General features: G+C 61.6%; 19 protein-coding genes. 9 read left to right on the top strand and 10 right to left on the bottom strand.

Features of this window, described 5'->3' with window-relative positions; genetic code table 11:
• Positions 1-58: 58 nt before the first annotated feature.
• The 3 genes from H8F25_RS07120 (at position 59) to H8F25_RS07110 (ending at position 3,398) form a co-directional block, all read left to right on the top strand.
• Positions 59-388 carry a hypothetical protein gene (locus tag H8F25_RS07120; RefSeq protein ID WP_197212820.1) on the top strand — a complete coding sequence of 110 codons (330 nt, stop codon included), beginning with the start codon at positions 59-61 and terminating at the stop codon, positions 386-388.
• A gap of 18 nt (positions 389-406) precedes the next feature.
• Positions 407-2,413 carry a glycosyltransferase family 39 protein gene (locus tag H8F25_RS07115; RefSeq protein WP_231597235.1) on the top strand — a complete coding sequence of 669 codons (2,007 nt, stop codon included), beginning with the start codon at positions 407-409 and terminating at the stop codon, positions 2,411-2,413.
• Between the two features lie 109 nt (positions 2,414-2,522).
• Complete coding sequence (locus tag H8F25_RS07110; RefSeq protein ID WP_197212818.1) at positions 2,523-3,398, top strand: oxaloacetate decarboxylase; 876 nt, start codon at positions 2,523-2,525, stop codon at positions 3,396-3,398.
• A 196-nt stretch (positions 3,399-3,594) separates the two neighbouring features.
• Here the strand turns inward: H8F25_RS07110 and H8F25_RS07105 are convergent, their stop codons facing one another.
• From H8F25_RS07105 to hpf, 5 genes are all read right to left on the bottom strand, one after another.
• Positions 3,595-4,950 carry a glycosyltransferase family 4 protein gene (locus H8F25_RS07105; protein ID WP_197212816.1) on the bottom strand — a complete coding sequence of 452 codons (1,356 nt, stop codon included), beginning with the start codon at positions 4,948-4,950 and terminating at the stop codon, positions 3,595-3,597.
• A 63-nt stretch (positions 4,951-5,013) separates the two neighbouring features.
• Entirely contained in the window at positions 5,014-6,291 is a 1,278-nt protein-coding gene (locus tag H8F25_RS07100) for an MFS transporter (RefSeq protein ID WP_231597328.1), read from the bottom strand.
• A gap of 112 nt (positions 6,292-6,403) precedes the next feature.
• Positions 6,404-7,213 carry a DNA repair protein RecO gene (gene recO, locus H8F25_RS07095; RefSeq protein WP_370525879.1) on the bottom strand — a complete coding sequence of 270 codons (810 nt, stop codon included), beginning with the start codon at positions 7,211-7,213 and terminating at the stop codon, positions 6,404-6,406.
• A 182-nt stretch (positions 7,214-7,395) separates the two neighbouring features.
• Positions 7,396-8,076 (bottom strand): deoxyribose-phosphate aldolase, encoded by a 681-nt coding sequence (gene deoC / locus H8F25_RS07090; RefSeq protein WP_231597233.1) that lies wholly within the window; start codon positions 8,074-8,076, stop codon positions 7,396-7,398.
• A gap of 278 nt (positions 8,077-8,354) precedes the next feature.
• Positions 8,355-8,942: a ribosome hibernation-promoting factor, HPF/YfiA family gene (hpf, locus tag H8F25_RS07085; protein WP_197212811.1), complete on the bottom strand. Its 588-nt coding sequence runs from the start codon at positions 8,940-8,942 to the stop codon at positions 8,355-8,357.
• A gap of 87 nt (positions 8,943-9,029) precedes the next feature.
• Between hpf and lipB the strand changes: the two genes are divergently transcribed.
• From lipB to H8F25_RS07060, 5 genes are all read left to right on the top strand, one after another.
• Positions 9,030-9,740, top strand: coding sequence for a lipoyl(octanoyl) transferase LipB (lipB, locus tag H8F25_RS07080; RefSeq protein WP_197212809.1), 711 nt, complete (start codon positions 9,030-9,032; stop codon positions 9,738-9,740).
• A 195-nt stretch (positions 9,741-9,935) separates the two neighbouring features.
• Positions 9,936-11,915: an AMP-binding protein gene (locus H8F25_RS07075; RefSeq protein WP_197212807.1), complete on the top strand. Its 1,980-nt coding sequence runs from the start codon at positions 9,936-9,938 to the stop codon at positions 11,913-11,915.
• Positions 11,916-11,983: 68 nt separating this feature from the next.
• Entirely contained in the window at positions 11,984-12,427 is a 444-nt protein-coding gene (locus H8F25_RS07070; RefSeq protein ID WP_197212806.1) for a YlqD family protein, read from the top strand.
• A gap of 16 nt (positions 12,428-12,443) precedes the next feature.
• Positions 12,444-12,899, top strand: coding sequence for a VOC family protein (locus H8F25_RS07065; RefSeq protein WP_197212804.1), 456 nt, complete (start codon positions 12,444-12,446; stop codon positions 12,897-12,899).
• Positions 12,900-13,094: 195 nt separating this feature from the next.
• Complete coding sequence (locus tag H8F25_RS07060) at positions 13,095-14,576, top strand: hypothetical protein (protein WP_197212802.1); 1,482 nt, start codon at positions 13,095-13,097, stop codon at positions 14,574-14,576.
• A 39-nt stretch (positions 14,577-14,615) separates the two neighbouring features.
• Here H8F25_RS07060 and H8F25_RS07055 read toward each other — a convergent pair whose 3' ends face one another.
• From H8F25_RS07055 to H8F25_RS17655, 5 genes are all read right to left on the bottom strand, one after another.
• Complete coding sequence (locus H8F25_RS07055) at positions 14,616-14,888, bottom strand: hypothetical protein (RefSeq protein WP_231597232.1); 273 nt, start codon at positions 14,886-14,888, stop codon at positions 14,616-14,618.
• A gap of 190 nt (positions 14,889-15,078) precedes the next feature.
• The gene (locus H8F25_RS07050) at positions 15,079-15,774 is read right to left on the bottom strand and encodes a hypothetical protein (RefSeq protein WP_231597231.1); all 696 of its coding nucleotides are present in this window, start codon (positions 15,772-15,774) and stop codon (positions 15,079-15,081) included.
• Positions 15,775-15,855: 81 nt separating this feature from the next.
• Positions 15,856-16,098, bottom strand: coding sequence for a hypothetical protein (locus tag H8F25_RS07045; RefSeq protein ID WP_197212796.1), 243 nt, complete (start codon positions 16,096-16,098; stop codon positions 15,856-15,858).
• 708 nt (positions 16,099-16,806) lie between these two features.
• Positions 16,807-17,112: a hypothetical protein gene (locus tag H8F25_RS07040; protein WP_197212795.1), complete on the bottom strand. Its 306-nt coding sequence runs from the start codon at positions 17,110-17,112 to the stop codon at positions 16,807-16,809.
• Between the two features lie 879 nt (positions 17,113-17,991).
• A complete protein-coding gene (locus tag H8F25_RS17655; protein WP_231597229.1) occupies positions 17,992-18,174 on the bottom strand; it encodes a hypothetical protein in 183 nt (60 codons plus the stop codon).
• A gap of 1,668 nt (positions 18,175-19,842) precedes the next feature.
• Between H8F25_RS17655 and H8F25_RS07035 the strand changes: the two genes are divergently transcribed.
• Complete coding sequence (locus H8F25_RS07035) at positions 19,843-20,223, top strand: hypothetical protein (protein ID WP_197212794.1); 381 nt, start codon at positions 19,843-19,845, stop codon at positions 20,221-20,223.
• Positions 20,224-20,320 lie beyond the last annotated feature (97 nt).

Raw genomic sequence — 20,320 nt, 5'->3', positions numbered from 1 at the left:
TTGGTGCATCAGAACTTTCCAGGCCAGTAGCGGCACCTGGCTCCGGCCCTGCAGCGGCGTGGCGACCAAGGCCCTGCGGGCCGAGGCGGTGGGGGCGCTGCTGGAGCGCCTGCCAACGTTGATGTCATATCCCTTCGTGCTGAGCTGGAGCCTGCTGGAGGCGATGAGCTGCGGCGCCCGCTCAGGCGGACCACGCTGGGGGGCGCTCTGTCGCGTTGCTCTCCAGGACCTGCCGGACTCGGACGCCATGGGTGCTGTGGTGCCCGGGCCGGAGCATGGACGTCACTGCAGCGGTCTGCGCTCTGCGGCGGCAACGCTGCGGAATCCCGCCCCTTCCGGGTCGATGCCGCGACGGGCGCAGCACAGCTCCGCGGCCGGGGAGCGATAGGTTCGCCCCAGCCGCCTGATGCGTTTGGCCGCCCTGCCCCGCCGCACGCGCCTGCTGGTGCTGCTGCTCACCGCCGGGCTGGGAGGCCTGCTGTTCCTCTGGCGTCTGGGCTCCACGGGGCTGGTGGATGAGACGCCGCCGCTGTTCGCCGCCTCCGCCCGCGCCATGGTCGAGCGGGGCGACTGGCTGATCCCCCACGTCAACGGCCTGCCCCGCTACGACAAGCCGCCGCTGGTGTACTGGCTGATGGGGCTGTTCTACGCCCTGCCCGGGCAGCCCCGCTGGGATCCCCTCGGCACCTGGGCCTCATCGCTGCCCTCGGCGCTGGCCACGATCGCCGTGATGCTGGCCCTGGCCGACACGCTGCTGCGCTGGCCGCAGCCGCCGCAGGTGCTCCAGGCCCACCGGTGGCGTCGCAGGCCGGGGGCTGGTGAGGCGCCTGGGCCTGGAGGTCCGGGCTCCGGTGCTGGTGGCCTGGCCTCCGCAGGGCCTGCCGGCCTCGCCACCTCGTCTGCCGCCTCCCCTGCGTCGGTTTCCTGGCGGCCCGCCCTGACGGCCATGACCGCCGCACTGGCGTTTGCGCTCTCGCCGCTGATCCTGCTCTGGGGCCGGATCCCCGTCAGCGACGCCCTGTTCACCGCGATGGTGTCGCTGACCTGTCTGGCGGTCTGGCGTCGCCTGGCGGATGCCTCGCAGCCCTGGGCGCTGCCCTGGCTGCTGCTGGGCCTGGCGGTGCTCACCAAGGGGCCTGTGGCGGTGGTGCTGCTGGCGCTGACCCTGGCGCTGTTCCTGCTGCTGCAGGGAGATGGGGTGTTGCTCCTGAGGCGCCTGCGACCGCTGCCGGGGCTGCTGCTCACCGCACTGGTGGCGATGCCCTGGTATGGCCTGGCCCTGTGGCGGGATGGCCGCGCCTTCTGGGACAGCTTCATCGGCTATCACAACGTGCAGCGGTTCACGGCCGTGGTGAATGACCACCTGGAGCCCTGGTGGTATTTCGTGCCGGTGCTGCTGCTGGCGGCCCTGCCGGTGACGCCGCTGCTGCTCCTGGGACTCGTCCGCGCCATCGGGCCGCTGCGGCTGCGACGGTGCCGCGGCCTGCCGCTGCCCTCGGCTGTCTCGACCGTGCCCCCGGAGCTGTCTCTGGCTCGGTTCGCCGCCTGCTGGCTGCTGGCCGTTCTGCTGTTCTTCACCGCCGCCGCCACCAAGCTGCCCAGCTACTGGCTGCCCGCCACGCCGGCCGCAGCCCTGCTGATCGCTCTGGTGAGCCAGCTGCCCTGGCGCTCCGAAGTGATGGGCGTGGACGCCGACCGGCCGTTTCGCCTGGCCTGGCGTCTGAGTCTTGTGCTGGCGGCCGTGCTGGCGCTGGCCTTCGCCCTGGGGCCTGTGTGGGTCCCGCTGATCTTCGATCCGGAGATGCCGACCCTGCCCGCCGAGCTTCTGGCTTCGGGCTTTCTGGGGCGTGCCGCCTGGCTGTGGGCTCTGGCGGTTTTGCTGGGCTGGCTCCTGAGGGCCCGGCCGGCGCCGCAGCGGCTGCTGGCACTGCAGCTGCCCCTGGTGCTGTTCGTGCCGGCGGCGCTGCTGCCGAGCTGGGCCCTGGGCGACCGGCTGCGCGGCCTGCCGGTGCGCCAGATGGCCGCCGCCGCCACCCGGCTGGCCGCCCCGCGCGAGGCGCTGGCGATGGTGGGCATCCTCAAACCGTCGCTGCACTACTACAGCGGTCGTGTGGTGATCTACGAGGGCATCGAGCCCGAGGGCCTGGTGAACCTGGCCGACCGCCTGCGCCAGGAGGATCGCCCCGGCCAGAACCCGGCCCCTCCGGAAGTGATCCCGACCGCCCTTGTGGTGATCGATCGCACCACCGCCGCCCAGCCCTTCTGGCAGGGCCTGCAGCCCATCGAGCTCTCCCGCGCCGGGCTCTATCGCCTCTGGCGCGTCGATCGCACCCTCCTGGAGCGCCGCGCCGCCGAGCTGCGGGCCGCCGGCCATCCGCTCACGTGGACCCGCCCCCGGCCGGAGCGCTACTGAGCTCGCCCTGCGTTCGCCGCGGGGCCTGGCGGGGCGCCGCGCCCGCCGCGGTCATCCTGGTGGTCTCCTCCACTCCCCCTGCCGGCCCTCAGGCCAGGCTCACCACCCCATGCGCCGCACCACCCGCTTCCGCCAGCTGCTGGCCGCTCCCGACATCCTGTCGATGCCCTGCTGCCACGACGCTCTGTCGGCGCGGGTGCTGGAGCAGGCCGGGTTCGAGGCGATCGCCGCCGCTGGTTTCGGCCTCTCCGGCAGCCTGCTGGGCCGGCCCGACATCGGCCTGCTGGAGGGACAGGAGCTGATCCGCCAGTACGAGCGCATCTGCGCCGCGGTGGAGCTGCCGGTGTTCGTCGATCTCGATACCGGCTTCGGCGACGTCAACAACGTGGTGCGGGCTGTGCAGGCGGCCGAGCGGGCCGGTGTGGCGGCGGTGTTCCTGGAGGATCAGACCTACCCCAAGCGCTGCGGCCACATGGCCGGCAAGCAGGTGGTGGCGGTGGAGGAGTACCTGCCCAAGCTGCGCGCCGCCCTGGCCGCCCGCCGGGATCCCGATCTCGTGATCACCGCCCGCACCGACGCCGCCGGGGTGCTGGGGCTCGAGGAGGCCCTGCGCCGCGCCCACCTCTATGCCGAGGCGGGCGCGGATCTGGTGTTCGTGGAGGCGCTGGAGAGCGTCGAGGCGATGCGGGCCGCCAACCAGGTGCTGGCGTCGTGCGGCACCGCCTCGATGGCCAACCTGATCGAGGGTGGACGCACGCCTTTGCTCACGGCCGCTGAGCTGCAGCAGCTGGGCTATGCGGTGGTGGCCCATCCCTGCGGCTCGGTGTTCACCGCCGCCCGGGCCCTGCAGGAGTGGGCGGCCCACCTGCGCGAACACGGCGGCGTGGCCGGCTTCCGCGGGCGGATGCTGGACTTCGACGCCTATCACCAGCTGGTGGGCCTGGAGGCGATTCGCGCCCGGCAGGCGGGCTGGGAGGAGGCGTAGACGTGCGGCATGGCGCCGCCAGGGGTCTGCTGGCGATCCACCCGCATCGGCTGCGCAGGGGGCTGCAACAGCCGCAGCCCCCTGCGCCTGCGGGCCATGCTGGCGGCAGATGGGCCGGGCCCATTCCTCCGGCTTGACCCCCCTGTGGCTGCGGGTCGGTGCGCTTCGCCCCCTGACCCGGAGGCTGCTGTGAGCCTCAGGCTGCCGCCAGGGGCGCTCGGGTGAGATCGGCGTAGAGGGCCTCGAGGGCGTCGAGATTCCGTTCCAGCGTGTAGCGCTCCAGCACGCGGGCGCGGGCGCGGCGCCCAAGCTCGGCCGTCAGCACCGGCTGGTCGCGCAGGACCGGGATGAGGGTGCGCAGCTGGGTGGTGACGCCCTGGGTGCTGATCACGATGCCGGCACCTCCCTCCAGCACCTCCCCATCGGCGCCCGCATCGGTGGCGACGCAGGCGGTGCCGCTGCCCATTGCCTCCAGCAGCGCCAGGCTCAGCCCCTCCACCAGCGACGGCAGCAGGAACACCTCGGCCAGCTGCAGCAGGGCCAGGCGCCGCTCCTGCTCCGGTTCATAGCCCCACCAGTGGACCGCTTCGGCTTCGCCATAGATCTGCATCAGCGACTGCCGCAGCGGTCCGTCGCCCACCACCACGAGCGTGCAGCCTTCGGGTTGCACCAGCCGCCAGGCCCGCAGCAGCGCCTCGACGTTCTTCTCGGTAGCGATGCGTCCCATGTACAGGAACACGCGGCGACCGGCGAAACGCCGCCGCAGCTCCTGCAGTTCCGCCGATTCGGGGCCCGGTGGTGCCGGCCTCCACAACGCCGGATCGACGCCGTTGGGGATCACCGCCAGGCGCTGTTCGGGCACGCCCAGGCGATGGAGCACCTCCGCCTGCAGCTCCGAGAACACGATCACCCGATCGAAGCGCGCCAGGGACGGGGCGTAGAGCTGATAGGTGAGCTGCTGAGTGCCGCCTGCCAGGTTGCGCAGTCCCGCATCAAAGGCCGGATGGAAGGTGGCCACCAGCGGCAATCCCAGCTGCTGACAGAGATCCGGAAGCCGGAAATCGAGCGGTGACAGGGTGAGGCTGGCATGCACCAGATCGGGACGCAGCCGCTCCAGCGATTCGCGCAGCTCCCGCTGGGCTCCCGGCGAGGGAATCGTGTACACCTGCGACTTGACCAGGTATGGCAGCGTCACTTCGGGGGTACCGGACGGGACCTCAACCGCGTCGCCAGTCCCAGGTCGTGGCGGCGTGGCCCTGCCCGGTCGTTCCTGATCGCTGGGCGGATCGGCCGTCAAGGGGCTGGCCAGGCCCTGCCCACCGCCGCCGCCCAGAGGCCAGAGGCTGGCCGATGGCCCGCCGCCGCTGCCGCGGGACGCGGGGCCGATCACCGCCTGGGTCCAGTCGCCGCGTCCCGGGGGCGCGGCGGGATTATCGAAATGGATGAAGCTCACGCCATGGCCGCGGCGCCGCAGGGCTTCGGTGATGCTGAGCCCGTAGGTGACGTTGCCGCAGAAGGGGGATTTCTTGCCCAGCCAGGCAATGTGAGCCAACGGAACACGGTTGTCTGGGAACAGGAAAATTAGCAGCGCCGGCCGAAGTCCTCGCTCCCGGGATCAGCCCCGCTGCCAGGGGCGCTCGCTCAGGGCCGCCACCAGCGCCACCGCCGCCAGCACCCACAGCACCGGCAGCAGCCCGTACTGGCTGACCAGGGCACCCGCCAGCACCAGGGGGAGGCTCAGGGCGATGTTGATCAGGTTGTTCTGCAGGCCGAACACCCGGCCGCGCTGGTCCTCCGGCGTTTCCTCCTGGATGGTGGTCTGGGCGGGGATCGCCAGCAGCGCCGCCCCCAGCCCGAGCAGACCGCACAGGGCCAGGGTGAGCGCCAGCTGGCCGCGGGCCTGGCCCAGCAGCACCAGGCAGCAGGCGATCAGCCCCAGGCCGGCGCAGCCCAGCAGCCGGCGGCTGAAGCGATCCCCCAGCTGCGCCATCGCCACCGCCCCGATCGCCAGCCCCAGTCCGCTCATCGCCAGCAGGGTGCCGAAGCCGGTGGGACCCAGCCCCTGGATCGTCGCAGCCAGGCTGATCGCCAGCACGTACAGCGCCGCCAGCAGGCTGTAGAGCAGCACCAGCTGGAGCATGGCGCTGCGCACGCTGGGGCGCTCGCGCAGCACCTGCATCCCCTCGACGATCTCCTGCCAGACCCCCACATCGCGCTCCGGCCTTGGCGTCTCCTCCAGGCGGATCGCCGCGATCGCCACGGCCGCGGCGCCGTAACAGAGCGGCAGCAGCACGAATTCACCGCCCCTGACCCCGACCCCCGCCAGCAGCCCCTGCAGCAGCCGGAGGATCGGATCCCCGAGGGCGAAGCCGACGATCGTGGCGGCCATGCTGGTGGCCTGATAGAGCGAATTCGCCGCCAGCAGCTGCTGCGGCGGCACCAGCAGCGGGATCGCCGCCTGCTCCGCCGGCGCGAAGAACTGGGTGAGCACCGACTCCAGCAGGGTCATCAGCACCAGCGCCCAGTAGCCCCAGCCCAGCCCCAGCCAGGTGGGTCCAGGCAGCAGGGTCAGCGGCGCCAGGAGCACCAGCAGCGCCCGCAGGCCGTTGGAGGCCACCATCACGCCGCGCTTCGGCCAGCGGTCGGCCCACACTCCCGCCACGGTGCCGAGCAGCATCGCCGGGACCGTGTTGGCCACATAGATGCCGGTCGCCAGCAGGGTGATCAGCTGGGCGCGGTTCTCGACGCCCATGCGCATCGCCGCCGCCGCCTCGGCCAGCAGCGGATCGGGCTGGGGGTTGTCCGTCACCCAGTAGCGGGCGATCAGGAACACCATCAGCACGATGTAGAACTTGTCGGCCAGCTGCGAGAAGATCTGGCCCACCCAGAGCATGCGGAAGCCGGGCAGGGCCAGCACGGCCGCCAGGCCGCCGCTCTGGGCGGTGCTCTTGCTGACGGATCTGTCGCTTGCCACAGGGTCGTCCGTCGCGCTCATCGCTGGCGGCTCATCGCAGGGGAGGGGACGATGGAGGCATGGACGCAGAGCCACTGCGCAGCAGTCTGAAGGCCCGTGGGCTGCGGCCGAGATGGTCACCGCTCCAGGCCTCGATCAGTTCCAGCAGGTGCAGCCACACCGGCTCGGGCCCCATCAGCTCGCCGCCGGGTCGCAGAGGCAGGCCCGGTCTGGGAAGCCGCTGCAGCAGCGCCAGTTCCGACGACCACAGCACCAGCCGGGCACCGGCCAGCGCCCCGAGCGCCAGCCCCTCTCCCGGCAGCAGGCTGCAGTGCCACTGCCGATCGCCCAGGGGCGGCTCCAGCGGTGCCCCTGTGCGGCAGCAGCTCTGCAGGGGCAGGGCGTAGCCGCCCAGGGCCAGCAGGTGCACCGAGCCCTGCACCGCGATCGCCAGCGCTTCGCGCCGTTCACCGCGTTCGCGCACCAGCTCCTCCAGCCGGCCCAGCTGCAGCAGCAGATCCGCGAGGATCTCCGGGGCCGGCGCCTGCTCCGGCACCAGCCGCAGGCAGAGCTCCGCCAGGCCCTGGGCGGCTGCCAGGGGTTCCAGCCGCTGAGCCAGGGCGCTGTAGTTGTGCAGCACCTGCAGCTGCTTCACGCGCCGCAGGCCGCGGCGGCCCACCACCTGCAGGCGCAGATGGGCCAGCGGCACCGCCGCCGCCAGGCTGCTGCGGGGGCGCCGGGCCCCGGGCACCGCCAGTCGGGTCAGGCCCTCATCCTGGCTGAGCAGGGTGAGCAGGCGGTCGTTCTCACCGAGCGGGCCGGTGGCGAGGGCCAGGCCCTCCAGGGTGGTGTCGCTCACGATCGGCAGGCCCTGCCCCCTGACTCTGACCCGGGGACGGGGCGGCGGCTGCTCCGGGTGGTGATCCCGCCAGGGCTCCGGCGGCGCCACGGCGGAGCCCTGTGAGGGGTCTCCGGCCTTCTCGCTGCTGTGTCGCGACAACTGCAGCGGAGGTCGTCCCGGCTGGATTCCGTCGGCCCGTGACCTCAGCCCTCAGGTGGCGTGGTGGGCCCGCGCAGCGCCTGCATCAGCGTCACGCCGCGGCTGGTGCCCAGACGCGTGGCCCCTGCCTCCACCAGGGCATAGGCCTGCTCGAGGCTGCTGATGCCGCCCGAGGCCTTCACCCCCGCCCTGCCGCGGGCGAGCTCGGCCAGGCGCCGGATCTGCGGCGGTGTCACCGGCGGCCCGAAGCCGCTGCCGCTCTTGAGCCAGCGCACGCCGGCATCGAGGCTGGCCTCCACCAGCAGCTGCAGGGCCGCATCGCTGAGCCGACCCACCTCGACGATCACCTTCACCGGCAGGCCCAGTTCGCAGATCACCGCCAGGTCGTCGTGCACCGCGCTGCTGTCGCCATCGGCCAGGGCACCGAAATCGGGCACCACATCCAGTTCATCGGCCCCGGCGGTGGCGGCGGCCTCCGCCTCGGCCCGCTTGATCGCCGCCGGCACCGCGCCGAACGGGAAGCCCACCACCGAAATCAGCCGCACCCGGTCGCCCGGCGGCAGCAGCGGGCGGGCGGTCGCCACCCAGCGGGAGGCCAGGCAGATCCCGGCGAAGCCGAAGTGGCGGGCCTCATCGCTCCGCTCGCGCACCGCCTCGGCGCCGTGGTGCGGATCGAGCAGGGCGTGATCGATCAGGGGAGCCAGATCGGGCAGGTCGCGGGACACGCGCGGTTCGCTGTGCGGGTGGGAGTGCCGAGTCTGGACAGGGGCAGGCTGCAGCGGCATGGGTACCCGAGGGACACAGAGGGCACATCGGCGCTGCTGCTCCCTGGCGAACGCCCCTGGCGGTGAGGCCGAATGAGCAGGCAGCGGCGTCCGCTGCTGAGATCGGTGGCTCCCACCCGGTCCGCACTCCGGCCTGATAGGGATCCGGATCACGGCAAGGGTCCCCATCAGGGCCGGAGCCCGACACTCCTGATGGGGACCCGACAGATCGTCAGACCTCAGGCGTCCTTGGCCTGAATCACACCGAAGCCGCCGTGATTGCGGCGGTAGACCACCTGGATCTGGCCGCTGGCAGCATCGCGGAAGACATAGAAATCGTGGTCCACCATCTCCAGCTGATGCAGGGCCTCCTCGAGATCCATCGGCTGCATCTCGAAGTATTTGCGGCGCACGCCCCGATGGGGGACGGAGGGCTCCAGCCCCTCGGTGATCGAGGCACCGGGAGGGGGAAGCGTGGCGGCACCGGCCTCTTCGTCGCGGGCGGAGCGATGCACCGGACCGTGGCTGCGCTCATGCAGACGGTCCTTGTAGCGATGCAGCTGACGGCTGAGCTTGTTGGCCACCAGATCAATGCTGGCGTACAGGTTCTCGCTGCGCTCCTGGGCACGGATCACGGTGCCGTTGGCGAACATCGTCACCTCGACAATCTGCTGGGGGACGCGCGGATTGCGGGCGACGGACAGGTGCACATCCGCTTCCTTGACCATGTCGCCGAAATGGGTGATCGCTCGGCTGATCTTGGACTCGGTGTAGTCACGGATCGCAGGGGTCACATCAAGATTGCGGCCGTGGATGAGCAGTTTCATCAGGATCTCTGGGCAGTATCAGCCGCCGGGGGCGGGGCGCCAGGGAGGTGCCTCCCCCGGGTGTGCCCACGCTAGGAAGGCCTCACGATGGAGCCCTCCACAACAGCAAATCTTTTCGTTGCCGCGGTTCCTGTGCCCTTCGCGCAGGCCTGGCGCTGGCAGCGCGCCCTGCAGGCGCGCCTGCTGGCTGATCCACGGGCGCCCGAGGCGCTGGTGCTGCTGCAGCACCAGCCCTGCTACACCCTCGGCCGCGGCGCCAGCCTGGAGCACCTCCACTTCGATCCGGCCGCTCCGCCCCTGCCGCTGCATCGCATCGACCGCGGCGGCGAGGTGACCCATCACGCCCCCGGCCAGCTGGTGCTTTATCCCGTGCTCGATCTGCGCCGCCGCGGCTCCGACCTGCACCTCTATCTGCGCAGCCTTGAGCAGGTGGTGATCGATCTGCTCGCTGAGCTCGGCCTGCGCGGTGAGCGGGTCGCCGGACGGACGGGCGTGTGGCTGGAGGGCCGCAAGGTGGCGGCGATCGGGGTGGGGGCCCGCCGCTGGATCAGCCAGCACGGCCTGGCGCTGAATGTGGAGATGCCGCTGGACGGGTTCGGGGCGATCACCCCGTGCGGCCTCACGGGCCTGCCGGTGGGGCGCCTGGTGGACTGGATCCCCGGCTGCACCGCTGACGCCCTCGCCCCGGCCCTTCTGCGCCAGGCGGCGACCTGCCTGCAGCTGGAACTGGGGGCTGCCAGGCCGATGGAGGAGCTGGACAAGCTTGCGGGCGAGTTCCTGGCCACCGGGCTGCTCTGATCCCCGACTCCCTCATCCGGTGCCCCGAGGGAGGGCGTGGCCGCGGCTGATCCTCCTGACGATCGGCCAGCTCCGGGGCGCTGGCGTATGGAACTGGCGCAGGGCAGTGGCGCAGCCGGCGGCAAGGACCTGCTTCTGCCCATGCCCAGCGCCTTGCCTCAGCGGCCAGCATGGGCGCGCTCCCCATCCGGGCCCATGTCGACCGCTTCACCCTCCACCGCCCCGCTGCCCTGGAGTGCCAGCCCCGCCGATCTGCGGGCCCTGGCCGGTGCTCCCGACTGGTCCGACCTGCAGGGGCTGGAGCAGCTCTGGAGCGCCCTGGCCGACCGCCACGGCGAGGCGATCGCTCTGGAGGCGCCCCACGCCCAACCGCCGGAGACGCTCTCGTATCAGGAGCTGCACCGTCGCATCGAGCAGGCCGCCGCCGCCTTCGCGGCGCTGGGCGTGATGGAGGGGGATGTGGTGGCCGTCTTCGCCGAGAACGGCCCCCGCTGGCTGGTGGCTGATCAGGGGCTGATGCGGGCGGGCGCGGCCGATGCGGTGCGGGGCAGTGCCGCGCCCCCCGAGGAGTTGCGATACATCCTGGGTGACTCCGGCGCCGTGGGGCTGGTGGTGGAGTCCCGGGAGCTGCTGCAGCGGCTGGCCCTCGATGGCGACGCCCTGGCCCGTCTGCGCTTTGTGGTTGTGCTGGAGGACGGGGAGTTCGGCGTGCCTGCGGATGCCGGCGTCGCCTGTCTGGGTTGGGAGTCGTTGCTCGAGCGCGGCGCCTCCAGCCCCGTGCCGCCGCTGCCGTCCGCCGGCCCCGCCCGCCTGGCGACGCTGCTGTACACCTCCGGCACCACCGGCACGCCCAAGGGGGTGCCGCTCAGCCACGCCAACCTGCTGCATCAGCTGCGCACCCTCGGGGTGGCGGTGCAGCCCGAACCGGGGGAGCGGGTGCTGAGCGTGCTGCCGATCTGGCATGCCTATGAGCGTAGTGCCGAATACTTCCTGCTCTCACGCGGCTGCCGGCAGACCTACACGACCCTGCGCCAGCTGCGCTCCGATCTGCAGAAGGTGCGGCCGCAATACCTGATCAGCGTGCCCCGTCTCTGGGAGGCGCTGATGGCCGGCTTCGAGGATGCGCTGGCGGCGATGCCCGCCTCCCGCCGCCGGCTGCTCCAGGCCGCGCTGGCCAACAGCCGTGCCTGGGCCCTGGCGCGACGCACCGCCGCCGATCTCACCCTGGCGCCCGTGCCCGGTGGCCGGCGGCTGAGGGCCCGGATCAAGGCACTGCTGCGCACCCCTCTGCATGTCCTCTCCGAGGCTCTGTTCTGGCCCAAGGTGCGCCAGCAGCTGGTGGGCGGTGAGCTGCGGCGGGCGATCAGCGGCGGCGGCGCCCTGGCGCTGCATGTCGATGGCTTCTTCGAGGCGATCGGCATCGAGCTGCTGGTGGGCTATGGCCTCACCGAGACCAGCCCGGTGCTCACCTGCCGCCGGCCCTGGTGCAACCGGCGCGGCAGTGCCGGCCAGCCCCTCGCGGGCACCGAGATCCGCATCGTCGATCCCCAGACCCGCCGGCCCCTGCCCCAGGGTGAGCGCGGCCTGGTGCTCGCCCGCGGCCCCCAGGTGATGGGCGGTTACCACAACAAGCCGGAGGCCACGGCGAAGGTGCTCGACAGCGAGGGCTGGTTCGACACCGGCGACCTGGGCCAGCTGCTGGGCGATGGCTCGCTGGTGCTCACCGGCCGCGCCAAGGACACGATCGTGCTGAGCAGCGGCGAGAACATCGAGCCCGGGCCGCTGGAGGAATGCCTGGTGGCCTGCACCCTGGTGGAGCAGGTGATGCTGGTGGGGCAGGACCGCAAGGCCCTTGGTGCCCTGGTGGTGCCCAGGGCCGAACCCCTGGCCGCCTTCGCCCGCGAGCAGGGCCTGCAGCCGCGGGAGCAGTGGCCCGATGGCAGCGCCCCCGGCGCCGAAGCGGCCCTGCTCAAGGCGCTCACAAGCCGGCTCAACCGCCGCCTGCAGGCCCGCCCCGGCGCCCGCCCCGATGAGCGTCTGGCCGGGGTGGCGCTGGTGGAGCCGTTCTCGATCGACAACGGTCTGCTCACCCAGACGCTCAAGCAGCGCCGCGACCGCATCAGCGAGCGCGATGCCGGCGCGATTGCCGCCATCTACGGGGACACGGGCGGCTGAGCGGCCCGCCGGGCTCGGTTGACCGGCTCCCCGCCGGCTGACAGCCTGTGGGCTGATTTGTCCTCCCCATGGCTGACGGCACCACCCTGACGATCAAGCGCACGATCACGGTGCGGGCCGTCGTCACCCCGCGCTGGAAGGAGGATGCCGAGCGGGAGCTCAGCAACGCCATCGTCAACGTCGATCAGCAGCTCGGCCAGCTGGAGCAGGAGGGGCAGCTGGTGATCGATCAGATCCGCCGCCAGAGTGCCAATCCCCTCGATCCGCGCGTGCAGGAGCAGGTGGCCTCGGTGCAGCAGCAGGTGGCCGCCAAGCGTGCCGAGCTGGAGGAGCAGAAGCGTCAGCTGCTCGAGCAGCAGCGTCAGGTTCGCGAACTCGAGATGGAGGCGGTCGTGGAGCAGGGTCAGATCGAGAGCACGATCGACGTGTCGGTCGGCGACAACCTGGTGGAGAAGCTCCAGGCGGCGATCCTGGTGCGCGACGGTGTCATCGAGGCGATCGAAGGGGCCTGAGGGCGGAGGCCTACCGATGTCACACCCCCTGAGCCTGCTGGGGCTGGATCATGTGGTGCTGAGGGTGATCGATCGGGAGGCTCTGGCCGACTGGTACGTCACCGTCCTGGGCTGTCGCGTGGAGAGGGTGCTGCCGCAGACCGGTCTGACCCAGCTGCGGGCCGGTCGCAGCCTGATCGATCTCGTCGATGGGGCCCGGCCCGCGGGGGCCGGCTCCGCACCCCCGGCCGCCGCTGGCCACAACCTGGATCATTTCTGTCTGCGCCTCGAGCACTTCGACAGCGAGGCGATCCAGGCGCATCTGCTGCGCCATGGTGTGCCGTTCGGGGCCGTGGAACGCCGCTATGGCGCCGACGGGCACGGTCCCTCCCTGTACCTGCAGGACCCGGAAGGCAACCGCATCGAGCTCAAGGGGCCGCCGGATCCCGACCAGCGTGAACTCCTGGCCGAGGCGATCACAGGCCCCACGTAAAATCCCGATCATCTGTGCGGCGCACCTCCGTTGGCCACCCACGAAATTGAAAAACCCTAGCTCCAGTCTCGTTTCTAAGGTTGGAACAAGGGTTGGAACAAGCCGTTTTTGATGCTAAAGTCAGTCACGTCGAGACCGCTCAGGCGAGGGTTGGAACTGATGTTGGTCCGATGAACACCCTCTCGGTTCTCTGCTATGCCGAAAATTGAGATCAAGGAGCCAACCCTTAATGGTCAGGCATACGTTATTAAGTATGCAGAGAGAGAGGCGTTCTTCCTTCGCGTAAACAGAGGCGGAAAAAGATACACTAATATCTCACTTAAGACAAGCGACATTAAGCAAGCGCATAAGAATGCTTTGTCTGCATATGTCCAGATTGAAAGTCAGGCTCCAAAAACAAAAAGCCGAAACCTCTCTTTTGCAAAGATTTGTGAATTATATCTACAGGAAAAGGAGGTTGAAGTAACGCGAGGACAACTTGCCGATCGGTCACATGACCTTTATAGACAGAGGATATCGCAACGAATACTCCCCTACTGTAGGGCAAAAGGAATCCGCAGTATTGGCGATATTTGTAAGACTTCATTCTCTGATTACTCAGGATATTACCTTGATGTGACGCAAAAAGGAAAATGGAAGAGTGATACTAATGGACTTTCAGCGGGGACAATTAATAGTGACATCACGACCTTGAAGGCAATTTTAAGTTGGATGGTAGACAATGAGATGCTTGACCCTAAGAAGAAGCCGGAAGTAAAGAAGATTAAAGACCGCAAGAACTATAGAGATGAGGCAAATCCAGCTTTCTTGCCAGATCATTGGAAAAGGTTTAGCGATGAGCTATATGCAATTGAGAAACAGTCTTTAGATCAAGAAACAAGGTGGAAGAGACGTTGGATTATTCAGTGGGTAAGATTTCAATATCAATCAGGATGCAGACCGCATGAAACAGCGCAGATTCGCTGGGGTGACTGCGAAGTAGTCAGGAGGTCAGACGGAAAACTCAGCGGGATCGTGAAAATATCCAATACTACAAAGACAGGTGGGAGAGAAGTGGCTATGAACGGAAACACGCTTCAAGCGATTAAGTCACACCTGAGCAAAGGAATTAAAATCCGCAATGAACAGCATGCAGATTTAAACAGAAGAATCACTGCTGAAATGATAAAAGATAAGAAAGGCAATCTAGTCACCGAAATAGAGCCGCTGGTTTTGCCGCCATCAGATGATGACTTATTAATGATGAATCCATTTTTTAGTGATAGATCAATGTATCATATAGAGCATATAAGACAGTGGTTCAACCGTGTTCTCGCCAAATGCGACTTTGATCGCAAATATACACTTTACTCTTTGAGGTCCACACATATCTCATTTGCACTCTTGCAAGGGCAAAGAGTCAATCTGGTAGCAAAGAACTGCGGCACATCTCTAGCTATGATTCAAAAAACATACGATGGACTATCCAGCCGTTTTCATATTGATTCACTAGGCTTCTTTCAAAGTGCTTCTGTCAGCAATGGTGAAGATACTCTTTTAGACAATATGAGTCAATATCCTGCAGGTGATCAAGAGAGAAAAAAAACAGCTCCGGGAGCGAGAAGGGCGGAAGCAACAGCACGAACCTACGGGAAGAAACAAAAACGACCCAAGGCAGTGGACCTTGAGTCGTTGTGATGCAGTTGCACCTTGCAGCCAGACAGGTCAAAGATATTGCTAGGAGATCACATAAACACCCTCCTCGCAAAAATCGCATTGAAAGCCTCCGCTATCATCATTTACGATATTTGAAATGACATGGACAAGCGAATCAAAGAAATCGGCATTAGTATCCTCTGCTACCATATGAATTTGGATGAGTTGTTCATAAGGAGAGTGGTTGGCATCGGGATAATAACTCCAAAAGTTATCAGACGCATAAGGGTCTTCATTTATCCATGTTTCAATTATGGGAGACCAAGGGATAAGGATTTGCTGATTAGAAGTCATAATTGTGTGTTGATGATTTGGTAATTGAATTGTAAGGCGGTGGGTGAACACTCCATATGTTTTGCCAAAGCAGCGCAGTGTATCATGCCTTCCAGTGCAACTATTGCCACTCATTCACCGAGAGAGGAAGTCCTTGTAAGGCGACAGAGTAGGGTTTAGAGACAGCTTCTGATTGTCTATGGAGATCAGATTAGGTAGAGGGCATGAATGCACCTGACTTGTGCTGACAAACCTTACCTTTCTCATGAAGTAGAAAAGCAATACCATTTCGAACTTCAAGGTTCAAGCGTTTACACACTCTTTCCGATGAAGCAGAGCAGGCGACTGAATATATGTGATTCATAGGATTGAAAACACGAAGAACTTCTGCAAAGTTATCGAGATCTGCCAACACAATCTGTTTCCACCTCTCATAGACGGATTGATCATGGTAGGCAAGAATATTATTTTTGGCTTGCTGAGGATGAAAGACTCGTCGATTGCCGCACCATACAGCAATCGTGAGTTCCCACTCCTTTATGCGCTCTGGATTAAAAGGCTTGATAGTCTGCTCAATAGTAAGAGACCAGAATCCAAATCGCAAAAACTCTCTAATAATCCGAGTCTCCCCTGTAGAGCTAGGAGAAGAACAATCACTGCTTAAACAGGCGCGATCTGAATTAAGGTTATGATAACAGTATTCACGGGGTGAAAAAAGCTCTTGCTCCGAGAACGAGTGAAAAATCCGAGCAGGATATATTCTATTCCACTTGTCACGATAAAGATCAACAATCTCTTCATTCCTTAGAAATGTAGATTTCTGCAGAGATCGAATAGTATCTTCGTTGCTAGTAGTGGTAGCACCGAAACCAATTGCCATTAAAATAATAAGATGGTATTTTCCCATCGCAATCACCCTGCTTTCGACACAGGGGTTTAAAGACGGTTTGCGGTCGTCTACTGAATGTCTGAACCTACTCTCGCAAGGTCACCGACCAAATATGAGTGCTACAGTATCGTTTTGGTCGAGTTGAAGAGACTCAAGAACCTGATCTCGAAGTGAATCCTTCATGTCAGTATCTTCTTCGTCAAACCACTCATTGTCTCCTTCGAAGAATTGATCATAATCGGAGATAGTGTCATAGATCAGATCGTCAAGATCAATATCGTATTTCCGAACCATCTTTGAGACAGCAATCTTAAGGATGAGGTCTGCAGCTGGGTAATTCATAAGAACGAAAGAAATGAAAAATATTGGTCACACGCAATCACCCTGCTTTCGACACAGGGGTTTAGAGACGGTTTGCGGTCGTCTATCTGACTGAATAAAAGACATCAAGTCCATCGATCCCCAGAGAAGGCAGATCGTGCCCAATGGCAGGAGCTACCTCCAGTTGCTGGGGATTTAGGCACCACCTCTCACGCTCGTACAGAGCATGATGTTTACGGGCTGGTCCAGGGATGCTTGCCCTTACATATGAGGCAGGACAGCAACAAGGAGGTTTCTATTGCTCTGGGAAGGTGAGCTTCCCATAGAGAGTTTCGTTGTTAGGGTTTGATTTGCACCAGGCGAGGAATTCATCATAGCTGTAACCAAAGGACTGTATCCCTGTCTTGAACTTGTCAAGATACTCACGCTTTCGCGCTTCATAAGCCTCAGCGTCAAACGAGAGCATCATATACAGTATGAATCCCGAGTGAAGCTCATTGTAGCATTCTTCAAAGACTTCTTTTTTGGAGTACATAATGATTGTTGGTGATGGAAAGCGATATCGCAATCACCCTGCTTTCGACACAGGGGTTTAAAGACGGTTTGCGGTCGTCTATCTGCCTTAATCCCTGTTTGCACAGGGAGGACTAATGTCTTTAAGGTAGTGGGCTTAGGGGCTGCTCACTATCGTGAAAGTAGCTGGTTATTTGCTTGTATGAAGTGCTTGATTCAATAATCTAACGTTAGAAACCAACGGGAGTTATTCCGTTGTTCATTGCTGAGGCTATCGAGATTCTTGAGAAGTGCTTTTAGCGCACCATCTGTATATTCGCCAAAGTCCTCGCTGTCTCCATCAATTAGCTCTTGTGTAAGTGTGCGAAGATCATCAGTGCAGAACTCTCGATAATCGGTGTCAATGCCAACGCAGGATAATTCGTATCCAAGATCCGATGACGTCACATCCCAGAAAATCTCACCATGATCTGAGGATTGAGAACTTGCATCTTTTCTGAACAGGTAGATATCGCAACCCATGATTAGTGTCCTCCTTGAGTAAAAACCACAACAAAGCGGTGGGTGAACGCTCAATATGTTTTGCCAAAGCAGCGCGGTTTATCACGCCTCCTAATGGAGATGTTTCCACTCATTCACCGAGAGAGGAAGTCCTTGTAAGGCGGCGAAATCGGGTTTAGAGACCGTTTGCGGTCGTCTATCTGATGGGCAATACCTTAAAGGTAAGCTACTGAGAGCAGAATGCCTTTGGCGACCAGGATAGCTAGAAATTCAGAAATCATCTAGTCCCAGCAGTTGAAGTACCTGAGCTCGAAGAGAGTCCTTTAGGTCAGGAGCATCTTTTCTCAACCAGTCTGGATCATTAAGAAAATACTGATCGAAGGTGGCAATCCAGTGGTCAATAGTCTCAAAGATGTTAAGCTCGCTGGAGCTAATCAGATGACTGACAACAAGATTTCGGATAAGTGTGGCAGTGGGGTATTCCATAGTTGATAGGTATTCAGAATGTAAATCACGCAATCATCCTGCATTCGACACAGGGGTTTAAAGACGGTTTGCGGTCGTCTATCTGACTACAAAAAAGATATGAAGTCCATCGCTCCCATAGGGAAACGACAAATTAGACCTCAGGTATCCAGGTCAGAACCAGTCTTGCGAAATTAATTATCCAGGCGGTTCGCTTGCTCTTTCGCCTTTTTGAAGATTGAAGTAGGTTGAAGATATTTAATTGAAGCGTCTGCTAACTCTGAAGGAGCATCCATCGCTGTGAAAACAGCATACCATGGGGTGAACGGGTTTGGGGGATTATAGGGTCAGTTGTACAATTGGCACAGGGTATCTGCGACTCAGCGTGAGATTTCGAGGCTTTTACTTTGTTACTTCCAATATAATCAGAACTCCTCAGAACGTCCACTCCGTCAGGGAAAAGCAGGAGTTGATCCAGTCCCAGTCCTCATCAGGGAGATCCATTTCATCTGCGTATTGGATCACCTTGGCGTAGGTCCAGCGGTCGAGGGGGTTGGTAGGCGGTCCCTCAAGGGAGAACTCTTCTGGTTGTAGATGGTGAGGATGATTGCTGCTCATGGTTGGGCGGTGCCTACTTGTTCTTCTTGTATTGCTCTTGAATCAAACTTGCAAGATATTGATCGGGTTTCATGCGGGACTTCTTTGCAAGTTCCTGCAGCATCGCTAATGTGACCGAATCAACGGAGATTGAGGTTGCCATCTTCACACCACCGTCTGCTTGTATTTCTCATACCACTTGTAATGGGTCAAGAGAAAGTGGAGGGTCCCAGTTCTGGATCGCCGTAGTTTCCTACTGAGATTCTCAAAGTCCTCAAGGGTATCCAGATGACGCGGGCAGAAGAAGAGATTGATGGTCTTATGATCTGATGATACGACTGAACTCATCGTGCTACATAGGGGTATAGTGTAACTATTTAGTTGCTTTGGAGTCTTCAATGAAATGCCATTCCATCAAGTCTCTTCAGGGCTAACTCTTCTTTCTTGATCAGATACTTGATGAGATCTGACTTATTGAGTTTGTAGTGAGTGCATAAACGATCTCGAATCTCACGAATGTAGCTTTCGTGTTGCTTAAAAGAGATCTGTTCTCGAATAGGTTCGTTGAATTGATCCATAGGATTCTTGTGGATTCTTTATGTATTTAGTAGAGTTCTGGGTTTCAGGAGGGTCTTGTGATTGCTGTCTAAGATGATGGTTCCAGAAGAGACATACAACACACAAGATGATTTATTGAATGGTTTCTAATGCATTCCATCTCACTACGTTCGATGGAATACTCCCTTCGGTCGTCGTCTTGGTGTTTAGGGAATTGGGATTCAGGAGGAAATACAGAGTCTTGTTTATCAAACCCCTATATAGTATATAGACAAGTTTTATCTTTGACTTAGAGACCTTAGGGACTTGGTGTTTCTCAGCCAATATGGTTATTATAGGGAGAATCCTTATGGGTGTCAAGTAGTAAGGCTGTTGACAGATATTAACGAAGAAGGTATGATGTATGGATGACTCCAATAAAGAGTAATGCCCAATAATACACTGAGGTGCTTATATGACGATTACCGAAAGATATCTTCAACAGATTCTCCCATACCTTGCTGGTACTGATGGAGGAGAAGTGGAACCCAAGATGTTTTCTCATGGACCAGGATATGCATTCCCCTGTCCTTTCTGTTCACTCAATCAAAGGAAGGAATACAAGAAGAGGAATCGATGTGCTGCTCTGATGCCAAGACGAGAGAGTTATGGGTATACCTTTCAGTGCCTACGGAAGCAATCACCAGACTGTTTTGAGTCAATCTCGTTTCCCAGGTTCTTAGAGAAATACAATCCGGACCTGTTTCGTCGGTATCACAGGGAGAGAGACCAGAGCGGTTACACAGGGAAAGGGCACAATATACGAAAGTATCAGTATCCTACAAGTTCTGGGGACTTGAAAAAGGAGTCTGAATCCAAAAGAGATCACAGTGAAGGACAGAAGTGACTTCCAGTTCTCAGGCTGGAAGGGACAAGTCTGGTAGAGATCTGAGAGAGGGTATTGAAAATTGACTGCCGGAAAAAAATTTTCATAAGAGGAGGAAACCATCGAACCCGACCCTGCATACTTTTGTAGGTTGGAAATACGGAAAAAGGTTTCAAGGCGTTCATCGCAGAACACTGCCAAAACTCACGGAAGAACCAGATATCTGAGGACATAGATAGTTTGTAGATAGAAACACAAGAGTATCGATGAAGACAAACACGCAAGGCATCACATTTAATCAGTTCATGCAGAGATGCAATGAAGCAACAGCATTACTGGAGGAATACACTTACTATATCTTCCGCACAGATAACAATCAGGTCCTTGCGAGAGGAGTGATGGGATTTGAGGCAGCAAAGGAGACTGCGAATGAACTTCGGAAGAAACTCAAACTCAAGTGGGATCAAGTCAAGTTCAAAGCAGAACGAGGGGGATCCTCACAGAGGCAGGGAGCATCGAATCAATGGTTTAAAACGGGTTCAGGTGAGCGCAGACGTATTGACTATGCGCCAAGATACAATCCGTCTAAGAGGGGGCATTTCAGAGGGTATTATGATAAAGATGGGAACTATCATGATATTGACTGACAGTCATGACTAAATGATGTGCACCTCATCCCATCCTTATGCGAAGGACGATGGTACTACCTCATTGTTTAGGCGCGATACTGCGCGACTTGATATG

This window comes from Synechococcus sp. CBW1004 (assembly GCF_015840715.1).
In the GTDB taxonomy this organism is placed as follows: Bacteria; Cyanobacteriota; Cyanobacteriia; order PCC-6307; family Cyanobiaceae; genus Cyanobium.
The sequence above is the reverse complement of the archived record's forward strand: the minus strand, read 5'-3'. Positions and strand labels throughout refer to the sequence as shown.